General features: G+C 73.1%; 16 protein-coding genes. 5 read left to right on the plus strand and 11 right to left on the minus strand.

The features are described from left to right. The first annotated feature begins 194 nt into the window (after positions 1–194). Both ACO1BR_RS22995 and ACO1BR_RS23000 read left to right on the plus strand, forming a co-directional pair. The gene (locus tag ACO1BR_RS22995; protein WP_426796964.1) at positions 195–845 is read left to right on the plus strand and encodes an N-acetylmuramoyl-L-alanine amidase; all 651 of its coding nucleotides are present in this window, start codon (positions 195–197) and stop codon (positions 843–845) included. A 140-nt stretch (positions 846–985) separates the two neighbouring features. Next, a complete protein-coding gene (locus tag ACO1BR_RS23000; protein ID WP_426796965.1) occupies positions 986–2,233 on the plus strand; it encodes a phosphodiester glycosidase family protein in 1,248 nt (415 codons plus the stop codon). Positions 2,234–2,332: 99 nt separating this feature from the next. On the opposite strand, the gene ACO1BR_RS23005 is transcribed toward ACO1BR_RS23000, so the two are convergent. Next, on the minus strand, positions 2,333–2,527 hold the full coding sequence (locus tag ACO1BR_RS23005) for a hypothetical protein (RefSeq protein ID WP_159510224.1): 195 nt from the start codon (positions 2,525–2,527) through the stop codon (positions 2,333–2,335). 344 nt (positions 2,528–2,871) lie between these two features. On the opposite strand from ACO1BR_RS23005, the gene ACO1BR_RS23010 reads away from it, so the two are divergent. Both ACO1BR_RS23010 and lysX read left to right on the plus strand, forming a co-directional pair. After that, complete coding sequence (locus tag ACO1BR_RS23010; protein WP_426796966.1) at positions 2,872–3,693, plus strand: Ig-like domain-containing protein; 822 nt, start codon at positions 2,872–2,874, stop codon at positions 3,691–3,693. A 174-nt stretch (positions 3,694–3,867) separates the two neighbouring features. Then, complete coding sequence (gene lysX, locus ACO1BR_RS23015) at positions 3,868–7,185, plus strand: bifunctional lysylphosphatidylglycerol synthetase/lysine--tRNA ligase LysX (protein ID WP_426796967.1); 3,318 nt, start codon at positions 3,868–3,870, stop codon at positions 7,183–7,185. 122 nt (positions 7,186–7,307) lie between these two features. Here the strand turns inward: lysX and ACO1BR_RS23020 are convergent, their stop codons facing one another. The 5 genes from ACO1BR_RS23020 to ACO1BR_RS23040 are packed head-to-tail and all read right to left on the minus strand — an operon-like array spanning position 7,308 to position 13,506. After that, complete coding sequence (locus ACO1BR_RS23020) at positions 7,308–8,333, minus strand: 2-hydroxyacid dehydrogenase (RefSeq protein ID WP_426796968.1); 1,026 nt, start codon at positions 8,331–8,333, stop codon at positions 7,308–7,310. 51 nt (positions 8,334–8,384) lie between these two features. Continuing rightward, complete coding sequence (locus ACO1BR_RS23025; protein ID WP_426796969.1) at positions 8,385–9,011, minus strand: histidine phosphatase family protein; 627 nt, start codon at positions 9,009–9,011, stop codon at positions 8,385–8,387. Beyond that, positions 9,008–10,516, minus strand: a complete 1,509-nt coding sequence (locus ACO1BR_RS23030; protein ID WP_426796970.1) for an FGGY-family carbohydrate kinase — start codon at positions 10,514–10,516, stop codon at positions 9,008–9,010. Before ACO1BR_RS23030 ends, ACO1BR_RS23025 begins: the two co-directional genes overlap by 4 nt. Next, positions 10,509–12,173 (minus strand): FGGY-family carbohydrate kinase, encoded by a 1,665-nt coding sequence (locus ACO1BR_RS23035; protein ID WP_426796971.1) that lies wholly within the window; start codon positions 12,171–12,173, stop codon positions 10,509–10,511. Before ACO1BR_RS23035 ends, ACO1BR_RS23030 begins: the two co-directional genes overlap by 8 nt. A 13-nt stretch (positions 12,174–12,186) precedes the next feature. Next, complete coding sequence (locus ACO1BR_RS23040) at positions 12,187–13,506, minus strand: MFS transporter (RefSeq protein WP_426796972.1); 1,320 nt, start codon at positions 13,504–13,506, stop codon at positions 12,187–12,189. A 282-nt stretch (positions 13,507–13,788) separates the two neighbouring features. Between ACO1BR_RS23040 and ACO1BR_RS23045 the strand changes: the two genes are divergently transcribed. Beyond that, positions 13,789–14,577: a DeoR/GlpR family DNA-binding transcription regulator gene (locus ACO1BR_RS23045; RefSeq protein ID WP_426796973.1), complete on the plus strand. Its 789-nt coding sequence runs from the start codon at positions 13,789–13,791 to the stop codon at positions 14,575–14,577. Between the two features lie 37 nt (positions 14,578–14,614). Here the strand turns inward: ACO1BR_RS23045 and ACO1BR_RS23050 are convergent, their stop codons facing one another. The 5 genes from ACO1BR_RS23050 to ACO1BR_RS23070 form a co-directional block, all read right to left on the minus strand. Continuing rightward, complete coding sequence (locus tag ACO1BR_RS23050; RefSeq protein ID WP_426796974.1) at positions 14,615–15,100, minus strand: acyl-CoA thioesterase; 486 nt, start codon at positions 15,098–15,100, stop codon at positions 14,615–14,617. A gap of 79 nt (positions 15,101–15,179) precedes the next feature. Beyond that, positions 15,180–15,860: an ABC transporter ATP-binding protein gene (locus ACO1BR_RS23055; protein ID WP_426796975.1), complete on the minus strand. Its 681-nt coding sequence runs from the start codon at positions 15,858–15,860 to the stop codon at positions 15,180–15,182. After that, complete coding sequence (locus ACO1BR_RS23060) at positions 15,853–16,779, minus strand: ABC transporter ATP-binding protein (protein ID WP_426797018.1); 927 nt, start codon at positions 16,777–16,779, stop codon at positions 15,853–15,855. Before ACO1BR_RS23060 ends, ACO1BR_RS23055 begins: the two co-directional genes overlap by 8 nt. Before the next feature lie 71 nt (positions 16,780–16,850). Further along, positions 16,851–17,756, minus strand: coding sequence for an ABC transporter permease (locus ACO1BR_RS23065; RefSeq protein ID WP_426796976.1), 906 nt, complete (start codon positions 17,754–17,756; stop codon positions 16,851–16,853). After that, a complete protein-coding gene (locus ACO1BR_RS23070) occupies positions 17,749–18,714 on the minus strand; it encodes an ABC transporter permease (protein ID WP_426797019.1) in 966 nt (321 codons plus the stop codon). Before ACO1BR_RS23070 ends, ACO1BR_RS23065 begins: the two co-directional genes overlap by 8 nt. Positions 18,715–18,733: the final 19 nt, after the last annotated feature.

Consider the following 18,733-nt stretch of genomic DNA (forward strand, 5'->3'; position numbering starts at 1 on the left):
ATCCCTGTCCGGCACCCGGGTGACGTCCGATCAGGGGTGATCGGGCTCTTTCGAACCACCGCGGCCCGTCTTTGGTCAAGCCATGGACACAACGGCCATTCCCTTGGCAGGGCGCGCACTGTTGCGCATGATGAACTCATCGGCATGTGCGTGACATGTATGCGACCACCCCTCGGTCCTTGTCAGGAGTCCACATGGAGCCCGACCCGCATCTCCCGGCCCGACGGCGGCTGCTCACCGGCGCGGCCGCGCTCGCCGCAGCCGCCGCACTCACCCCCCTCACCACGGCCACCGCCGCCGCGGCACCCCGGAAACGGGCCGCACGCGGCGGCGGCGCCTACCCCCCGGTCCACTGGACTCCGGCCAACCCCGGCAACTTCACCGCCGCCCACCGCCCGTCGCGGTACCCGATCGACATGATCGTGATCCATGTGACCCAGGAGACCTTCCCGGACACCCTCCGGCTCTTCCAGGACCCCACGCACAAGGCCGCCGCGCACTACGTCGTACGGTCCGCCGACGGCTACACCGCCCAGTGCGTCCACGAGCGGGACGTCGCCTGGCACGCGGGCAACTGGGACTACAACACCCGCAGCGTCGGCATCGAGCACGAGGGCTGGATCGACGACCCGAAGTGGTTCACCGACGCCCTCTACACCCGGTCCGCGCTGCTGACCGCCGCCGTCTGCGACCGCTACGGAATCCCCAAGGACCGCGAGCACATCATCGGGCACGTCGAGGTACCCGGCACCGACCACAAGGACCCCGGCCAGTACTGGGACTGGGCCCGCTACATGGAACTGGTCAACAGGGCGGCGTTCTGGGAGAACATCCTGGACATGTGACGGGCCGTCACCCAGCCGCGGTGCCGCCCGCGCCGGGCGACACGACGGCCGTTCCGCAGGTGTACGGATTCCCGACACCCGCGGGTCATAGTGAGCGCTTCCAGCACCTGCGACAGTTGACGTGACGTCAGGGGGCTCTCGTGAAGCAGCGATTCGGCCGGACACGGGCGACGGCGACGGTGCTGGTCGCGTGGGGCGTCGTGGTCGGCGGCGGACTGGCGGACGGTGGCCGGGCCGTCGCCGCGGACCACGGCATCGAGCATACGGAAGCGGTCCGGGTGGCACCCGGCGTGACCTACGACGAGTTCCGGATGAGGCTGCCGCGCGGCACCGTGCACGGCCATCTGCTGACCGTCGACCTGACCGATCCGGACGTCTCGGTCGACCTGCTGCACCCGGCGGCGGTCGCCGAGCGCGCCCCGGTATCCGAGCTGGCCGACGACGAGGACGTGGTGGGGGCCGTCAACGGCGATTTCTTCAACATCAGCGAGGCCCAGCACCCGGGCGTCGCGGTGACCGGTGCCCCGGTCGGGCCCGCGGTGTCCTCGGGTCGGGAGCTGAAGGGCGCGGTGCCGAACGGCCAGCGGTTCGGTCCCGTACTGCCGCCCGGCGCGACCACCGAGGACGTCCTCGCCGTCGGCCGCGACCACCGGGCCCGGCTCGATCGGCTGGCGCTGCGCGGCACGGTCCGCAGCGCCGAGGGCTCCTGGCCGCTGCGCGGGCTGAACCAGTACGCGCTGCCGGTGGGCGGGATCGGCGCGTTCACCGCGGCATGGGGTCCGGTGTCCCGCAAGCGCGCGGTCTGCGGCACCGACACCGACCGGGGGGCGGGGTGCACCAAGGACACCGCCGAGGTCACGGTCCGGCACGGGCGGGTGGCCAAGGTGGGCGGCCCGCCGGGTCACGGCGGCATCGCGGCCGGGAGCGTGGTGCTGCTGGGCCGGGAGGAGGGGGCGCGGCGGCTGCGCACACTGCATGTCGGCGAGCGGGTGCGGATCGGCCACGGGCTGGTGGGGCAGCGGCCGGGCCGGCCGCGGTTCGCGGTCGGCGGCTTCCCGATCGTGCGAAACGCCCGTCCGGTGGGCGGGCTGAACGCCGCCGCGGTGACGATGCGGACCTCCGTGGGCATCGCGGACCGGGGCCGGACGCTGTATCTGATGGCGACGGACGGGGAGAAGGGACGGCACCAGACGGGGCTGACGGTGCGGGAGCTGGCGGAGCTGATGGTGCGGCTGGGGGCCCGGGAGGCAATGGATCTGGACGGCGGCGGATCGTCGACGTTCGTCAGCCGCGACCCCGACGACCAGGAGCTTCGGGTGCGCAACCATCCGTCGACGGGCAAGGAGCGGCCGGTGGCGAACGCCATCGGGGTCTTCTCCACCGAGTGATCGCGCCCGCGGCCGGCGGCGAGGAGGCCGTCGAAGCCGATCAGGGCAGGGGGCACGCTCGGCGACCGCGCGGTTACGGTGACCGGGTGCGGGCCGGCGTCAGGGGCGCACGCTGCTGACGACATCGGCCGCGCCGGCCAGCCCGTGGTGGATGTCCGGGGCGAGACTGCTGCCCGCCAGATAGAACCCGAGCAGCCCGCAGACCAGGGCGTGCGAGAACTTGAGCTTGCCGCTGCGCAGGAAGATCACCATCAGGACCACCAGCAGCAGGATCACCGAGACGGACACGGCCACGGCCACCACACCTCCTCGACCGCCGCCCGAACAGGCGGCAAGAGATGGCCAGTTTGGCGCATTTCCAGGTATGTCCGGTTCGAGTCCGGGTGCTCCAAACAGGTGATCACTGCCGGTCACTGGGCGTTGGCGGGGATTTCTTCCGGCGCCGCGGTGCGCACCCGTCCCGCGTCGGCGGAACCTCAACTTCCCGGCACATCACAGCTGTTCACGGACTACCCCACAACGCGGCGAAGTTGTGGCATGGATCACATCACTCCCCGCAACGGAGTGTTGCGAAAGCCCGTCTTAGCGGCCGACATTGCCGCCGTTCCTCCCCCACCGCAGACGGAAAGTCCCTGCCCATGAGCCAGAGCCCCGACCGGCACCGCCGGCCGACACGGTCGTTCTATGCCGCTCTCGCGCTGGTACCACTGATCGGGCTCGGCACGCTCGCGGCGTGCGACGCCACCAAGGCGTCGGCGTCCCAGGGGCAGCCGGTGAAGGTGGGGCTGGGGGCGGCCAGCGGGACGGCGACGGTGCAGGCCGGGGACCGGCTGCGGGTGAGCGCCGACGGCGGCGTGCTGACCGAGGTGACGGTGACCGACCCCCGGGGCCGGCAGCTGGTCGGCGGGCTCTCCGGGGGCGGGACGGTGTGGACGTCGCGGGCCAAGGCGGCACCGGAGACCAAGTACTCCGTACTCGCCCGTACGAAGAACCCGCAGGGCGACACCGGCGAGGCGAAGGAGTCGCTGACCACCGGCAAGGTGGCCAAGCGGAACCGGGCGAGGCTCAGTCCCGCCCCGCACGGCGATGTGGTCGGCGTCACCGAGCCGATCACCCTCACCTTCGCCTTCCCGGTGACCCAGCGGGCGGCGGTGGAGCGGCGGCTGAAGGTGATCACCGACAGCCCCACCGAGGGGTCGTGGAGCTGGGCGCGCACCAGGGACGGCAAGGACCGGATCGCCTGGCGGCCGGAGGACGAGTGGAAGCCAGGGACCAAAGTCACACTGCGCGCCGAACTCAACGGCGTGGACTCCGGCGGCGGCCGTTTCTTCACCAGGGACTACGGTCTGAGCTTCACCATCGGCCGGAGCGGGGCCGTGCGAGCGGACCTCGATGCGGGCGCCTACACCACTCCCGGACTCGGACTTACGCCTGCTTTATGGCAAGGTCCAGGTGGGTGACCCCCATGAACGACCGCCGAACCCTCCGTACGAGGGAGAGACAACAGAGGGACGGAATCGGAGACTGGATGGTCGGCCGGTCCCGTCGGCAGCAGCACAGCAGCAAACCAGTGGCAGAAATACAGGGCCCCTTGTGTCGAGCCGCTAACCCCTTTCAGAGCCTAATGTGACGGAATGAGCACCGTGCAGGACCAGGATCAACTCACGGGGTGGCGGCGCTTCCGGCGCCGCATCCCGAATGGCTTCGCCATCATCTTCAGCGTGCTGGGGCTTTTCTGCGCCCTGACGGCGCTGATCGGGCCCCTTCGGCGCGCGTTCCACTCGGTGATCTACTGGCTGGACGCGCTCACCATCCCGGTGACCCCGAACTTCGCGTACGCGGTCTTCCTCTTCCTGCTGGGTGCGGCGATGGCCGCGCGCAAACGGGTCGCCCTGTGGTTTGTTGTCGCGTACATGATGCTGAACGTCCTGGCGGACGCGCTGTTCCTCGCCGCCGGGTACTGGGAGTACAGCGTCTCCCTGGTGCTGTGTGCCGGGGCGCTGGTGCTGCTGCTCGTCGCGCACCGGGAGTTCTACGCGATCACCCGGCGCGGTGCGTTCCTGCGGGCCTCCCTGGTGCTGGGCGCCGGGCTCGTGGTGGCGGTGCTGCTCGGCTGGGGGCTGGTCTCGCTGGCGCCCGGGTCGCTGGAGCACGGCGGCGGCAACCGTCTGCTGTGGGCCGCCAACCGCGTCTGCGGCGGGCTGGTCGGCGGCCGGATCGTCGAGGGACACCCGCCGCACTGGACCGGTACTGTCCTCGGACTGCTGGGCGCGCTGGCGCTGCTGAACGCCGCCGCCACCCTCTTCCGCTCGCAGCGGATGGAAGCCGCGCTGCACGGCGACGAAGAGGCCCGCATCCGGGCACTGCTGAACAAGTACGGCAGCCAGGACTCGCTGGGCTACTTCGCCACCCGCCGGGACAAGGCCGTGGTCTTCTCCCCCAGCGGCAAGGCCGCCGTGACCTACCGCGTGGAGACCGGTGTCTGCCTGGCCAGTGGTGACCCGGTCGGTGACCGCGAGGCGTGGGCGCCGGCCATCGAGGCGTGGCTGGAGGTCGCCGGACGCTACGGATGGCAGCCCGCCGTCATGGGCGCCAGCGAGGACGGCGCGAAGGCGTTCGCCCGCGCCGGGATGGGCGCGCTGCAGCTCGGTGACGAGGCGATCCTGCACGTCGCCGGGTTCGATCTGGACGGCCGTGAGATGCGGGTCACCCGCCAGGCCGTCAACCGCGTCGAGCGGACCGGCGCGACCTTCCGCGTACGGCGCCACTCCGAGCTGACCGACGCGGAGATGCAGGAGGTCATCCACCGCGCGGACGCCTGGCGCGACACCGAGACCGAGCGCGGCTTCTCGATGGCGCTGGACCGGCTGGGCGACGATCAGGACGGCGACTGCCTGCTGGCCGAGGCGTTCGACGGCGACGGCAAGATGATCGCGCTGCTGTCCTTCGTCCCGTGGGGCAAGGACGGCATCTCGCTGGACCTGATGCGCCGCGACCGCAGCGCGCCCAACGGCGTGATGGAGTTCATGGTCGCCCAGCTGTGCGCCCAGGCCGGCACGCTCGGGGTGCGGCGGGTCTCGCTGAACTTCGCGGTCTTCCGGTCCGCCTTCGAGGAGGGCGCCCGGATCGGTGCCGGTCCGGTGCTGAAGTTCTGGCGCCGGCTGCTGCTGTTCTTCTCCCGCTGGTGGCAGCTGGAGGCGCTCTACCGCTCGAACTCGAAGTACCTCCCGGAGTGGTACCCGCGGTTCCTGTGCTACGCGGACGCCGGTGCGCTGGCCCGGATCGGTATGGCCTCCGGTATCGCCGAGGGCTTCGTGGCCGTGCCGAGCCTGGGCAAGCTGTGGGGCAAGGGACACAAGAAGCGGGTGCTGGCCCCGGCGAGCACCGCGGGTCTGCCGTCGCTGGACGAGCTGGGCCTGGTGCAGGCGCCGCCGGCCGGCGAGAAGGAGCTGCGGGAGCAGGAGCTGGCCGCGCTGCCCGAGCAGGTGCGGGTGCGGCACCGCAAGCTGGAGCGACTGCGGGAGACCGGTACGGACCCGTACCCGGTCGGCGTGCAGCGGACGCACACCCTCGGCCAGGTCTGCGAGGAGCACCGGGAGCTGGCGGCCGGGGAGCGTACCGGTAAGACCGTCACCGTCGCCGGGCGGGTGCTGCTCACCCGCGACCACGGCGGTGTGCTGTTCGCGGTGCTGCGGGACTGGTCGGGCGATCTGCAGATCGCGCTGACCCGGGACGGCAGCGGCGCCGAGCTGCTGGAGCGCTTCGCCACGGACGTGGACCTCGGTGACCATGTCGAGGCCGAAGGCGAGGTCGGCACCAGCGACCGCGGCGAGCTGACCGTGTTCGTGACCGGGTGGCGGCTGACCGCCAAGTGCCTGCGCCCGCTGCCGGACAAGCGGCGCGGTCTGTCCGACCCGGAGGCCAAGGTCCGCCAGCGGTATGTGGACCTGGTCGTCTCGCCGGACGCGCGGGACAACGTGCGGGCGCGCAGCACGGCCGTGCAGGCCCTGCGCCAGGGGCTGATCGAACGCGGCTACCTGGAGGTCGAGACCCCGATGCTCCAGCAGATCCACGGTGGCGCCAACGCCCGCCCGTTCCAGACCCACATCAACGCCTACGACCTGGACCTGTATCTGCGGATCGCGCCGGAGCTGTACCTCAAGCGGCTCTGCGTGGGCGGTATGGAGAAGGTCTTCGAGATGGGGCGGACGTTCCGGAACGAGGGCATCTCGTACAAGCACAACCCCGAGTTCACGATGCTGGAGGCGTACCAGGCGTTCGCCGACTACGACGTGATGCTCAACCTGACCCGGGAGCTGATCCAGGGCGCGGCGGTCGCGGCGTTCGGCAGCGCCACGGCCCGTAAGGCGGACAAGAACGGGCGGTTGGTCGAGCACGACATCTCGGGCCTCTGGCCGGTCAAGACCGTCTACGGCGCGATCTCCGAGGCACTGGGCGAGGAGGTCGACGCGGACACCGATCCCGATGCGCTGCGGCGGCTGTGCAACGCCTCGTCGGTGCCGGTGAAGCCGGAGATGGGCCGGGGCGACATCGTGCTGGAGATGTACGAGCGGCTGGTCGAGGAGAAGACCACGCTGCCGACCTTCTACAAGGACTTCCCCACCGACGTCTCGCCGCTGACGCGTCAGCACCGGGTCGACCCGCGGCTCGCCGAGCGCTGGGACCTGGTCGCGTTCGGCACCGAACTGGGCACCGCCTACTCGGAGTTGACCGACCCGGTCGAGCAGCGGCGGCGGCTCACCGCGCAGTCGCTGCTGGCGGCCGGCGGTGACCCGGAGGCGATGGAGCTGGACGAGGACTTCCTCCAGGCCCTGGAGTACGCGATGCCGCCGACCGGTGGTCTGGGCATCGGCGTGGACCGGCTGGTGATGTTCCTGACCGGTCTGTCGATCCGCGAGACGCTGCCGTTCCCGCTGGTGCGGAGGCGCTGACCGCGCGCAGTGCCGCCGTCCGGACCTTCCCGTCCGGATGCGCGGTGCTCTGCCCCGGACCCCGGTCCTCAAGGCGCCGGACGGGCTGGATTTTCCAGCCCGTCCGGCGCTTTTGGTACGGCTTACTTGTTGGCCTGGTGGCGGAGGGGCTCGCCGCGCAGGTAGCGGCCGACGTCGCCGGCGACGATCTCCGCGGCCTTGTGGGCGACCTGCTGGCTGCCGCCCGCGATGTGCGGGGTGAGGACGGCGCGGGGGGCGGTCAGCAGGCGGGAGCCGGCCGGGATCGGCTCCTCGGGGAAGACGTCGAAGCCGGCGCCGGCCAACTGCCCGGATTCCAGGGCGTCGCAGACCGCGTCGTAGTCCAGCAGCGCGCCCCGGGCGCAGTTGACGAGCACCGCGCCGCGCGGCATGGCGGCGAGTTGGTCGCGGCCGATCATGCCGGTGGTCTCCGGGGTGACCCGGGCGTGCAGCGAGACGATGCGGGAGCGGGTGAGCAGGTCGTCGAGGGAGACCTGCTCGGCGATGCCGGCCAGCGCTTCGGGGCGCACGTAGGGGTCGTGGACGAGGACGTGGGCGCCCATGGCGTGCAGGACCCTGGCGACGCGGCTGCCGATGGCGCCGAAGCCGATCAGGCCGACGGTGGCGCCGTCGATCTCGATGCCGCAGTTGTCGTAGTCGTAGTAGTCGCCGCGCCAGACGCCGCGGCGCAGGTCGGTGTGGGTGTCGCCGACGCCGCGGGCGGCGGCCAGCAGCAGGGTGAGGGTGTGTTCGGCGGTGGCGGTGGCGTTGCGGCCAGGGGCGTGGCAGACGGCGACGCCGTGCCGGGTGGCGGCCGCGAGGTTGGCGTTGACCGGTCCGCCGCGGCTGGTGCAGAAGAGCCGGAGGTCGGGGCAGTGGGCGAGGATGCGCTCGGTCAGCGGGCCGTGTTCGGTGACGCAGATCTCGACGCCCTGGAGGGCCTCGATCATCTCGTCCTCGGTGCCGGAAGCCTCGATGACCTCGGCGACCGGGCCGAACGGCGTGTGCGGCCAGCCGAATTGGAGCTCGCGTATCTCCAGCGGCGTGTCGCCGGCCGCCTTGCGTACGGCGGCGCTGAACAGGCTCGGGCGGATGAAGTGGTTGCCGGCGGCGAGGACGGTGGTGGTCATGCGGAGTGTGTCTCCTCAGAGGCGGTGGGGCGTTGTGGGCCGTGCGGCCGGTCAGCGCAGGGCGGGGGTCTGGGCGAGGGCGGGGGCGTTGAGGCGCAGCAGCGCGGTCTGCCCGTGCGCCACCCGGATCTCGGTGAGGGCGCCGTTGTGCAGCTGGGGGAAGACCCGGCGGTAGTCGGCGAGCGGGATGCCCAGCAGGTGGCACAGCAGGACCCGGACGAGGGTGGAGTGGGCGACCAGGAGGACCCGGCCGTCGGGCTGTTCGCGGGCGATGTCGGCGAGGCACGCGGCGGCGCGTTCGGCGGCCCGGCGCGGGTGCTCGCCGCCGGGGAGGTGGTTCTCGACCGGGTCGGCGAGGAAGGCGGCCAGCCGCTGCGGGAAGCGCCGGCGCATCTCGTCCCGGGTCAGGCCCTCGCCCTGGCCGAAGTCGACCTCGTAGAGCCGTTCGTCGATGTGCGGGGTCAGTCCGCAGGCGTCGGCGGCGGGGGCGGCGGTGAGCCGGGCGCGGGAGAGCGGGGAGCTCCAGACGGCGGTGAGGCCGGCGGTGGCGGCCCACTGGGCGAGGGCGCGCGCCTGTTCGCGGCCGTGGTCGGTGAGCGGGACGTCGGAGCGGCCGGCGTAGCGGTTCTCCGCGTGCCACACGGTCTCGCCGTGGCGTACGAGGATGAAGTCGGTCACTGCGCGGCCCTCCTGCGGGCGTGGTCGGCCACGGCCGGGTCGAGCCAGCCGCGGCGGGTGAGTTCGTCGACGAAGCGGAGGTAGACGGGGAGGTAGCGGGCGGTGCGGGCGGGGTCGGGGCGGAGTTCGGTGCCGGGGCGGACCATCGCGGCGGCCGCGTCCTGGAGGCTCGCGCCGGAGGCGGTGGCGGCGAGGACGGCCATGCCGAGGGCGCCTTCGGCGTGTTCGGGGACGTGGACCGGGCGGCCCAGGACCTCGGCGCGCAGCCGGCACCAGTAGGCGTTGCGGGCGCCGCCGCCGGTGAAGGTGAGCGGGCCGTCGGTGGGCGCGCCGAGGTGGTCGAGGTAGTCGAAGCAGAGCCGTTCGACGCAGGCGACGCCGAGCAGGTAGGCGTGGAACTCGGCGGCGCGGGTGGGGACGTCGCCGAGGATGAAGGGTTCGGCCTCGGGGGCGCGGAACGGGAAGCGCTCGCCGCCCGTGGAGACCAGGGGGTAGGCGACCGCGTCCGGGTCCAGGGCGGCGGCCTGCTCGGTGAGCACGTCGAGGTTCTCGCTGTGGAAGTACTGGGAGATGACGCCCGCGCCGCTGCTGGAGGCGCCGCCGGGCAGCCAGCTCTCGCCGGGTCCGCGGTGGCAGTAGACCACGCCCGCCGGATCGCGGATCAGGTGGTCGCTGCTGCCCTTGAGGACGAGGGTGGTGCCGAGTACCGCGTTCCAGGCGCCGGGCGTGAGCGCGCCGGCGCCGATCTGCGCGGCGCAGCCGTCGGTCATGCCGGCGACGACGGCCGTTCCGGCGGGGATGCCGGTGGCGTCGGCGGCCTCGGCGCAGACGGTGCCGAGTACGGTGCCCGGCCGTACGACGTCGGGCAGCAGGGCCCCGGGGACGCCGAGCCGGTCCAGTACCTCGTGCGGCCAGCGCTCCTCGACGAGGTGGTAGCCGGTCTTGAGCGCGTGGCTGGCGTCGCTCGGGAGCTGACTCCCCGCCAACTTCCAGGTGACGTAATCGACTTGGTGCAGCAGCCGGGTTCCGTTGGCGAGTCCCGGCTCGTGGTCCAGCAGCCAGCGGAGCTTGGGCAAGGCCCAGGACGGCGGCATGCTGCGGTAGCCCAGCTCGCGCCAGACCGCTCCGCCGGCCTCGTTGACCGCCGCGGCCTGGTCGGCGGCGCGCCCGTCGTCGTACATCAGCCCAGGGGTGAGCGGGGTGCCGTGCGCGTCGGCGAGCAGGACGGTGCCGGAGGTGCCGTCGACGGCCAGCCCCCGGACCCGGGTGGCGTCGATGCCCTCCAGCGCCTCCCGGCAGGCCGCGGACAGCGCGCTCCACCACTCCTCGGCGTCCTGCTCATGGCGTCTGCCCACCCGCCGGCTGGTGAGCGGGCGGGCGGCGCCGGCGAGGACCTGCCCGGTGCCGTCGACGGCGAGGCAGCGGGCGCTCTGGGTGCCGAGGTCGAGGCCGAGCCAGATGCCGTCGAGGGGGGCGGTCGTTCCGGGAGGGTGCTGGTCAGACACGGGTGCCTCCAGGGGCGGGGGTCGCGGCGGGGTGGTGGGTGGTGTCGATGCGGCGAACCGTCGACGTGGCAGACGTGGCAGACGTCCCAGACGTCCCAGACGTCCCAGACGTCCCAGACGTCCCAGACGTGGCGGATGTGCCGGACGTGCCGGGGGCCGTTGGCCGGGCGTCCGGGGGCCAGGTCGCGGCGCCCCGCCAGCCCGCCTGCCGGGTGATGGCGCGCCAGTGGAGGAAGTCTTCGTAGAGCGCGGCGTAGAACTCCGTGCGCTCCGGGTCGGGCCGCCAACTCCGCTGCATCCGGACGTACTTGTCCGCGGCGCGGTGCATGCTGCTCTCCGCGCCGGTACGGACCAGGCCGGTGAGGAACGCCCCCTTGGCGCCGAGTTCGGTGTCCGAGGAGCGGGCGGTGGGCACTCCCGTGGCGTCGGCGATCAGCGCGCACCAGGCGTCGCTGTTGGCACCGCCACCGCACAGCCGCAGCTCGGTGACGTCCGTGCGGGCCGCCGCCAGCGAGTCGCGCAGGACCAGCGAGAGCCCGTCGAAGACGGCGCGGGCGAGGTCGGCCGGGGTGTGCTCCAGGGACAGGCCCCAGAAGGAGCCGCGGGCGGCCGGATCGAGGAACGGCGCGCGCTCGCCGGCCGGGGAGAGGTACGGCAGGAACATCAGGCCGCGGGCGCCGGGCCGCGACTCGAAGGCCAGGCGGGCCAGTTCCGGCGGCCCGGGGAGGTGCAGCAGCCGGGCCGCCCAGCCGAGGACCTCGGCGCCGTTGAGGGTGGGGAAGGCGCGCAGCACGCGTTCGCGCCCGCGGTAGGCGATGTTGATGCCGGACGGTTCGCCGGTGGTGTCGATCTCGGTGCGGACGATCTCGGTGCACAGTGTGGTGCCGAGGATGCTGCACGCCTGGCCGGGGTTGACGACGCCGACACCGCGGGCGGTGGCGGCGATGTCGTACGGGGCCATCACGACGGGTAGCCCGGCCGGCAGCCCCAGCTGGTCCGCGGCCTCGCGGGTGATCTCGGCGATCCGCTGGGACTCGCCGAGGACGGTGGGCAGCAGCCGGGCGTACGCGGCCAGGCCGAACAGGTCGAGGATCTCCGGGTCGTAGTCACCGGTGGTGTGGTCGAGGAACGGCGCCGAGGCGTCCGATTCGTCGCTGGCGCACACGCCGGTGAGGCGGAGGAAGAGCCAGCCGGCGGCGGTGAGCGAGGTGGCGGAGCGGGCGAGCCGGTCCGGGTCGTGGGCGGCGAGCCAGCTGAAGAGGGCGTTGGGCATGCCGGTGCAGGTCAGCGAGCCGTTGCGGCGGAAGGCCGCTTCCAGGACTCCGGCGCGCTGCCAGGCGGTGAGCTGGTCCCCGGCGCGGCCGTCGGACCAGAGGATCGCCGGGCCGGTGGGGCGCCCGCGGTCGTCGACGAGCCAGACGCCGTCGCCCTGTGCGGTGAAGGAGACCAGCCAGACCGGGTCGGTCAGCTCGGTGAGGACCTCGCGGACGGTGCGGACGACGGCGTGCCAGACGGCGTCCATGTCCTGTTCGGCCCAGCCGGGGTGCGGGCGGAGCACTTCGGTGGCGACCCGGGAGACGGCGATCTCGGTGCCCTGGTCGTCGAAGACGACGGACTTGATGACGGTGGTGCCGACGTCGATGGTCAGTACGGACATCAGTGGTGTCCTTTCACGCCCGGGCCGAGGCGGTGTGCGGCGCGGTGGCGTCCCGGCCGGCGCCCGCCCCCGCGGCCGACTCGTCCGGCAGCTTCAGGAAGAGGGTGAGTACGGTGCTCACCGCGTACATCCCCGCGAAGATCCAGACCACCCCTTCGACGCCGAGCGGCCCGACGAAGGCCGCGACGACGGCGGGTCCGACGAAGGTGCTGGCGCCGGCGCCCAGGTTGAGCGCGGCCAGCGCCTGTCCCTTGTGCCGCGGCTCCAGAGAAGGCATCAACGCTGATATCGGTACGTATCCCGCCAGCGTAGCCCCGTAGAACGCGGCCACGGCCAAGGCGAGCGGGAAGCTCGGGCCCGCGGTCGTCGGGACGTAGAAGAGGAGCAGGGTGCTCAGGGTGCAGCCGGCGCCGCCGAACCAGGCGATGGTGCGCCGCCAGCCGAGCCGGTCGCCGACCACGCCGAAGAGCAGGTTGGCGAAGATGTTGGTGGCGAACATCGCGCTGAGCAGGTGCAGCCACTGGGTGAGGCCGAAGCCGACGGTCTTGGTGAAGTGGATCGGCAGGATGACGAAGAACCCGAACTGCGACGCGGTGTTGATGACCCGTACGACGGATCCGGCGCCGACCCGGGGGTTGCGCCAGAGGATCGTGACGCTGCCGAGCAGGGTGGCCAGCGGCCCCTCGCCCTCGGGCCGCTGCCGCCTGCCGCCGTGGTCGTCGCGGACGAGCAGCATCGCGATCAGCCCGCCGGCGGCCACCAGGGCCAGCGCCGCCCACAGCGTGGCGTAGGCGCCGATGCGCGGGATCAGCCCGCCGGCGACCAGGGAACCGAGCGTCGGCAGCCCGCCGGTGAACGCGAACCAGAACCAGCCCATCGCCGTGCCCAGCCGTGCGCGGGGCGCGACGCCGGCGATCCAGACCAGGAACCCGTAGGCGAACAGCGGGTAGCCCAGACCGCGGAGTCCGTAGCCGAGCAGCATCAGCGGATAGCTGGAGGACGGGATCGCGGCGGCGAGGAAGAGCAGCTGGAAGGCGGCCCAGATGACGAGTCCGGTCCACATCACCCGGCGCGGGCCCCACAGGTCGGCGAGCACGCTGGAGAGCCAGGCGGCGAGGGCGGCGGCGATGCCGTAGACGGTGAACAGGAGCGCGACCCGGGACTCCGGGATGCCGCGGTCGATGAGGTACGGCGAGAGGTAGCCGGACTCGACTCCGTCTCCGACCATGAAGAGGAGCAGCCCGAGGTAGCCCCAGGCGAGGGTGGGCGGGATGCCGAGACGGGTGATCAGCGTCCGGCGGGTGATCGGCGGACGCGGAGGAGGGTTCGTCATCGAAGCTCCCCTTTCTGCGGCGGGATTCTGCGGCGGGTTTCGGCGGCGGCCGGTGGAGGACGCAGTGATGCAACCGCTGGCGTGAAAGGGGCGTCAAGGGTGGCCGGAATCTTCGCATCGGGGCGGCGACCTGCCGTGTTGCGTCGGAGCGGAATCGGCATCTGCGGTGCGCTCGCCCGCGGGCACCGTGTTAAATCCGTGCGAACATAACGTGGCGAGTTCACGCGGGCGGGCCGTGCCGGGAGCGCGGTGCGCCGCGCGGCGGCGGGAAGGAACGGGGCCATGGACCGGGTCGAGGCGCAGGAGGAACGGCGGCGCCGGATACGGGAGAGCGTGATCGCCCGGGGGTTCGTCCGGACCTCGGACCTCGCCGCCGAGTTCGGGATCAGCCTGATGACGGCCCACCGGGATCTGGACGCGCTCCAGGCACAGGGCTGGCTGCGCAAGGTGCGGGGCGGGGCGACCGGGCTGCCGTCGGCGCAGTTCCACGGCAGCGTGGCGGAGCGGATGGCGACCATGGCGGCGACCAAGCAGCTGCTGGCGCGGGCCGCCGCACGGCTGCTGGTTCCCGGCCAGACGGTGCTGCTGGACGACAGCACCACCTGTCTGCTGCTGGCGCACCAGGCCGTCGAGCACACGCCGCTGACCGTGATCACCAACTCGCTGCCGGCCATCACCACGCTCGCCAAGGAGCCCGGCATCTCGCTGATCACGCTCGGCGGGGCGTACTTCCCGGCCTATGACGCCTTCATGGGGCTGCACACCGCGGACGCCGTACGGGCCTACCGCGCCGATGTGCTGTTCCTGTCCACCACGGCCGTCGCCAACGGCCGCTGCTACCACACCTCACCGGAGACGGTGCAGGTCAAACGGGCCATGATGGAGAGCGCGGCGCGGCGGGTGCTGGTCGCCGACCACACCAAGTTCACCAAGGACGGGCTCTACGCACTGGCGCCGCTGGCCGACTTCGACCTGCTGATCGTCGACGACGGGCTGCCGGCGGAGCAGGTACGGGCGGTGCGCGCGGGCGGCACGGAGGTACTGGTGGTGCCGGCGCGCGGCGGGTCGTGACCCGGGGGAGGCGCGGGGTGCGTCTCCCCCGGCCGCCTCACTTCGCGGTCAGGCCGAGCGGTGTCGGGTCGTCAGCGAGCGTGCGCAGCACCGACCCGGGGTCCTTGAGCAACTTGCGCTCGGTGAGGTCCAGCAGCCCGCAGACAGCGCTGATCTCAGCGGCCACCGTGCCGTCCGTCTTGCGCACGGTCTGCTCGAAGACGAAGGTCCGGCCCTCGCCCCAGACGATCGCGGCGCTCACCTCGACCTCGTCGCCGGCCCGCAGCTCGCGCCGGTAGCGGATGGTGGTCTCGACGGTCACCGGGCCGACGCCGGTGGCCACCATGGCGCTCTGCCCGATGCCGCACGCCTGGAGCAGCGACCAGCGGGCGTGCTCGGCGTACTGGAGGTAGACGCTCTGGTTGAGGTGGCCCTGGGTGTCGGTCTCATAGCCCCGGACGGTGACGGGCACGGTGAACGGCTCGGCCGCCCCTGCCTCCGGAGTCCCGTTCGCGTCCACCACTGCCTTCGCCCCGTCCGCCACGATCTCTCCCGTTTCTCCTGGGTCCCCGCTACGGGTACCCGCTCCCGGCTTCCTGGTCGGCCATCGTAGGCGGCGGTGATCAGCGGGCGGGCGGCATTTCCGGGGAGCCGCCCAACTCGGCCCAGCGGACCGTCCGGTCACACCAGCGCTCCAGGAGGGTGCGGTCATGGCCGACCGCGAGCAGTCCGGCACCGCTCTCCCGGCGGTACGACTCCACGACGGCCACCAGCGCCGCGGTGGTGGAGGCGTCCAGCATCGCGGTCATCTCGTCGCAGATCAGCCAGCGCGGCCGCAGTACCAGGGCGCGGGCCAGGCAGGCGCGTTGCAGCTGGCCGTCGCTGACCTCGTGCGGGCGGCGGGCGAGCAGGTCGGCGCCGAGGCCGACCCGGTCCGCCAACTCCCCCACCCGGGACGGGACCTCGGCTCGGCGGCCGGTGGCGCGCAGCGGCTCGGCGATCAACTCGGCGAGACGCAGGCGGGGATCCGCGGAGAGCCGGGGCTGCTGGAACAGCACGCCGAAGGCGGTGCGCAGTTCCCGGGGCGCGCGGTACCGCCAGCCCCGGGCGGGCTCGCCGTCCACGGTCACGGTGCCGACGTCGGGCCGGTGCAGCAGGGCAGCGACCCGCGCCAGGGTGGACTTGCCGCAGCCGCTGGGACCCAGCAGCCCGACCGCCTCCCCGGGAGCGACGGTGAGCGAGAGGCCACGGACGACCGGGGCGCGGCGGTCGTATCCGGCCGTGATGTCGCGCAGTTCAAGCATGGCGTGCGTCCTTCCCCGCCGTGACCGGGTGGTGGCAGGCGACACCGTCATAAGGGGCGGGGACCTGCGCGCAGCGCGCGGTGACCCGGTCGCAGCGGGCGGCGAAGGCGCAGCCGTCCGGCAGCGCACCGAGCTCCGGCGGCATGCCGGGGATGGGGGTGAAGGCCCGGTCGGGCAGCGCGGCGAGCAGTCCACGGGCGTAGGGGTGCCGGGGTCCGGGGGTGCCGAAGAACCGCTGGGCGTCGGCGAGTTCGACGATCCGGCCGGCGTACATCACGCCGACCCGGTCGGCGATCCGCTCGGCCGCCGCCAGGTCATGAGTGATCATCAGCAGTGCACGGTCGCCGCCGGTGTGCCGCTTGAGCTCGTCGACGGTACGGTCCACCAGCGGGCGGTCCAGGCCGGTGGTCGGCTCGTCGGCGAGCAGCAGCGGTGCGTCGCCGACCAGCGCGAGCGCGGTCGCGGCGCGCTGGGCCAGGCCGCCGGAGAGCTGGTGGGGGTGGCGGTCGAGGTGGTCCGGCGGGAAGGCGGCGCGCCCGGCGGCCCGCTCCGCCGCCGCCCGCAGCTCCACCCGCCCCCTGACCCCGGCCAACTCCCTTACGATCTCCTCCAGTTGGGCGCGTACGGTGCGTACGGGGGTGAGGTGCGCGGCCGGGCTCTGCGGTACGAGACCGATGCGCCGGCCGCGGACCGACCGGGCCAGCTCGGCCTCGGACGCGGTCAGCAGCTCGGTTTCCGCGCGGCCGTCGGACAGCAGCGCCGTACCGGCCGTCTGCGCGTTGCCGGGCAGCAGTCCGAGCAGCGCCGACGCCAGCACGGACTTGCCGCAGCCGCTCTCCCCGACCAGGGCCAGGCACTCCCCCGGCGCCAGCGCGAAGGTGGCGTCGGTGACCGCGGCGACCGACCGTCCGCCGGGCATCCGGAAGCGGACGGACAGCCCGCGGACGGACAGCACGGGCCGGCCACCGGCGCCCGTGGGGTCGGTGGCGGTCACAGCATCAGCTCCGATCGGCGGCGCGGGTTGATCCGCTCCCGCCAGGCGCCGGCCAGGCCCGCGACGGCGAGGGTGGGGACGATGAGGAACAGGCCGGGGAAGAGCGTGGGCCACCAGGCCCCGGCCAGCAGGGAGCCGCGGGCGGCGTTGGCCATGATGCCCAGGCTCGCCTCGTGGGCGGGCAGCCCCAGGCCCAGGAACGACAGCGCGGACTCGTGCCAGATGGCGTGCGGGACCATGAGGACGGCGGCGAGTCCGGCCTGCGGGAGTACGGCGGGCAGGAGGTGACGGACCATCACCCGGCGGCGGGAGGCGCCGCCGGTGAGCGCGGCGTCGAGATACGGCCGGGAACGCAGCGAGAGCACCTCGGCGCGGACGATGCGGGCGGTCGACAGCCAGTGCGTCAGCGCCACCGAGACGATCACCGGCCAGACGCCGGGCCGGAACATCGCCACGACGAAGATGCCCAGCAGCAGGTGCGGCACGGAGGAGAAGAGGTCGACCACGCGCATCACGGCGCGGTCGGCCCAGCCCCCGAGGGCGCCGGCCAGCGCGCCGACGGCGGTGCCGAGGACGCTGGCGGCCAGCGCCGCGACCACTCCGACCAGCAGCGACACCCGCAGCCCGTGGACACAGCGCAGCAGCAGGTCGCGGCCGACCTCGTCGGTGCCGAACGGATGGGCCGGGGAGGGGGGTTGGAGCTTGGCGGCCAGGTCCACCGCCTGCGGGTCCAGCGGGAGGAGCGGCGGGACGACGAGCGCGGCGAGGACGACGAGCGCGAGCAGCCCGGCGCAGACCCGCATCCGCAGGGCACGCCCCGTACGGCCGCCGGCCGCGCGTCCGGCGGCCGGTACGTCGCGCCAACCACCGTGCACCTCAAGGGCCTTGGTGGTGTCAGCCATCGAACCCCACCCTCGGGTCGGCCAGTCCGTACAGCAGGTCGGACAGCAGGTTGCCGGCCAGCACGGCGGCGGTGGCGAGCACCGTCAGCGCGGCCAGCAGCGGGAAGTCCACGCCGGTGGCCGCCTGGACGGTGGCGGCGGCGATGCCCGGCCAGCTGAAGACGGTCTCGACCAGCAGCGCACCGGTGATCAGTTCCGGGACCCGGGAGCCGACGAGGGTCAGCACCGGCAGCAGTCCGCAGCGCAGCGCGTGCCCGAGCAGTACGGTCCGCTCCCGCAGTCCGCGCGCCCTGGCACCGCGTACCGGGTCCTCGTCCAGCGCGTCGCCGACGCCCTGCCGTACGTAGAGCACGAACCACGGGAGCTGGGAGACGGCCAGCACCAGTGCGGGCAGCAGCGCATGGCGGGCGATCTGGCCCGCGGTGGCGACGTCGCTACCGGTGTCGGTGAGTCCGCCGGGCGGCAGCACGCCCAGTTCGATCGCGCCCAGCCAGACGGCGAGCAGTCCGAGCCAGAACGGCGGCGCGGCTTCGAGGGTGTAGGCGGCGGAGGTGATTGCGCGGTCGAGCAGGCCGCCGCGGCGCCGGGCGGCCAGCACCCCGAGCAGGGTGCCGGCGAGCACCGCGAGCGTGAAGGCGAGGGCGCACAGCAGCACGGACCAACCGATGCGTTCGCCGATGACCTGGGAGACCGGGGCGCGCAGCGAGGCCGAGTCGCCGAGGTCGCCGGTGAGGGCGCCGGTCAGCCACTCCCACCAGCGGGCGAGCAGCGGGCGGTCGGCGCCGAGGTTGTGCCGGAGCTGGTCGAGGTTCTGCTGCGAGGCGGTCAGCCCGGCGGTGCCGGCGTACGCCTGCACCGGGTCGAAGGGCGAGGCCGCGGCGATCCCGAACACCCCGAGGGTGACGGCGAGCAGGACCGGCACGGCGAGCAGCGCCCGCCGTGCGGTCATCCGCGCCATCGGCCCCCAGGGCAGCGAG

This window comes from Streptomyces sp. YGL11-2 (assembly GCF_050054615.1).
Classification (GTDB): Bacteria; Actinomycetota; Actinomycetes; order Streptomycetales; family Streptomycetaceae; genus Streptomyces.